The 2,617-nt window shown below is 34.3% G+C and carries 2 protein-coding genes; both read right to left on the bottom strand.

The features are described 5' to 3' along the window. Nucleotides 1-39 precede the first annotated feature (39 nt). Nucleotides 40-591 carry a biliverdin-producing heme oxygenase gene (locus Q0A18_RS03005; RefSeq protein ID WP_292008689.1) on the bottom strand — a complete coding sequence of 184 codons (552 nt, stop codon included), beginning with the start codon at nucleotides 589-591 and terminating at the stop codon, nucleotides 40-42. Between the two features lie 21 nt (nucleotides 592-612). Continuing rightward, nucleotides 613-2,617: ATP-binding protein (locus tag Q0A18_RS03000; RefSeq protein ID WP_292008688.1), on the bottom strand; the 2,005-nt coding region annotated here is incomplete at its 5' end.

The following is a 2,617-nucleotide window of genomic DNA, read 5'->3' as shown; positions in this document are numbered from 1 at the left end:
TTAGCTCTGAAATAAATAATTAAATGTTTTGAATAAGAATTAATTCACATTGAGTAAAAAGGTATATAATTTTTTAGCACCCGCTAATACATGTTGATAATTTTCTTCTGCCACTTCACGATTCAGGACTTCCTTGAAATTAGTCCACATAGGTCCTGTATTCTCTTTGTAACAACCGAAAAAATTAAAGGTTATCCCATCAAAGCCTTCTGTCTTTGAAAGTTGTTTAGCTATTACATTCCCACCTAAAGTAGAACCCTCTATCACATATAACATCCCCAATGCTTCATGCTCGTTATCCACCTGAAGATCGTAAGTTGTTTCCCGACTGTTTATCGATAAGCTTTGAAGGTCTTTTTCAATAAGATGTAATTTTTTTCGCTGGTCTAATTGAAGTTCATTAGAAATTTCATTGGATAGACTACTTAAAATCTTATCTTCCGAATGTAGCAGCATAAGGTAATTGGTAGAAATGATCTTTCTGTAATCTTCTAAAGTAAAGGTTTTATTGAAGATTTTTTCAGAATTGAATAATTTTTCAGCAGCATCATGAAATTCTGATGTGTTTTGTTTTAGATATTCAGATACCATATTTTATATTTATATTAATAATCATAAGGGTTTTTGAAAGGTAAGAATAAAGCATGTTCCGTTTTCATCACTTTCATAATCTACACTTCCGCCGATTCTCTTCATTATTCTATGCACAATAGATAATCCTACCCCATTTCCCTTAAACTTTTTCGCATTATCCATTCTATTAAATATTTTAAACATCTTATGTTTGTCTTCCTCGGGTATTCCGATTCCATTATCCGAAATACGATAAATGATCTCATCACCTTCTTCAGTACCCCAGATTTCTACCTTGGGAGCTTCCTTCTGAGACGAATATTTAACCGCATTATTAATGATATTCAGAAAAACCTGATGAAGCATGGTTTTATCTCCCAATACGTCAGGACATTCTTTTATGACAATTTCACTTTTGGGAGTTTCGTAGGTAATTCGTGCGTTTTCAGATATTTTCTGAATCGTCCTTACCGTTGTAAGGTTTTCCAGCTGAATACTGCTGTGTTTAGCACGGCTTAGCTGTAATACGTCATGCATCATCTCTGCCATATTATCAATCTCTTCAATAATAGCATTCAGTTTATTCTTATTTTTCTCGGTATTATCCAGACCCGCAAGCAGCATTTGGGCATTGAGCTTCATTACAGTCAGCGGAGTTCCAAGATCATGGGAAATTGTATAAGAAAAACTATCCAGTTCTTCATTTACTTTCTGAAGCTGATTATTAAGCTCCTTTATTGTATTATATTGTTTATGGGAAGTTTCCAGAATAACATTGCGGATAGCACGGATAGTCATTATACTTCGTGAGCTCCATCTTTTTGAATTTCCTCTTATATCTTCATTAAAAACCTGGAAGGATGTTCTGGGAGAAACCATTCTTTTTTCTTCTCCGTTTTGTGAGAACAATTCTATTATTTTTTCAGGACTTCCTGCCCAGCGGATATGTTCATCGAATTCTTTCCTGAACCAAATCAGCATTTCTCTTTTCTCCTTTTCAATACAGTATATAATAATACCTGCACTCTTCTTATCCAGATTCAGAAGTTCCCCATGTTCTTTTAAAAAACTTCGGTTGATATAAATCTCTTCCGATATAAATTCCGAAGCCCAGTTAACTATATTCTCTATAACGAAAATCTCCGGTGTAGATCCATTGGTTACAATAGAATCACTGGATACTATAGCAAAACCATCTGCTTCAGGCAGACGTCTGAGTTCTTTGATATTTTCTAAAAGAGATTCAAATAAAGTGGTATGTTTGAGAAATTCAGCCTTTAATGCTGAAGTTTTTGCGTTCAGATTAACACGATATTCCAGCTCCTTTTTTGCTTTAAATGAAGAATAAGCATTGGAAGCGAGAGCTGTCAGGATTCCAGCCTGTACTCTATCTTCCAGATCAATATGCCGGGGGGTCGTATTCTGGCAGGTAACTAATCCCCATAATTTATCATCGATAATAATAGACACACTAAAACTGGAAGCAGCACCGGCATTTTTAAGATACTGTCCATGAATAGGGGACATTCCCCGGGAAGCTGTATAGGTAAGATCTATATTTTCTTCAGTTTTACTTAGCAACCGGACCGGTTCAGCATTAATATCACTGAATATTCTTTTTCTTTTCAATAAATAAAGAGCTCTAGCCTGTTTAGGAATATCATGTTCAGGATAATGCAGTCCCAAATAACTTTCGATGTCTCCTTTCACTTTTTCAGCTATTACTTTTCCGGAGCCATCATTCATAAACTGATAAACCATCATACGATCATAATTAACGATTTTGGAAAGTGTATTGAGAAGCTGATCCCAAATTTCCTGATCATTATCGATCATATAGATATTGTCATATTTATTGGTGATGTGTTTATGGGGGTTTTCCAATACTTCCTCAAATTCCAGAAAAATAGAATCTTCATGCTTGAAAACAGAGAAATGATACTCCTTTTCATTAATAAAAATCTTATCAAAATAAGTTTCATGATCTCTTTTGATATATCGGTCAAGAAATGAATAGATTTCCGAATTCAGAATACTATTGAAT

Origin of the sequence: Chryseobacterium sp. (assembly GCF_022712095.1) — a bacterium.
GTDB lineage: Bacteria > Bacteroidota > Bacteroidia > Flavobacteriales > Weeksellaceae > Chryseobacterium.
The sequence above is the reverse complement of the archived record's forward strand: the minus strand, read 5'-3'. Positions and strand labels throughout refer to the sequence as shown.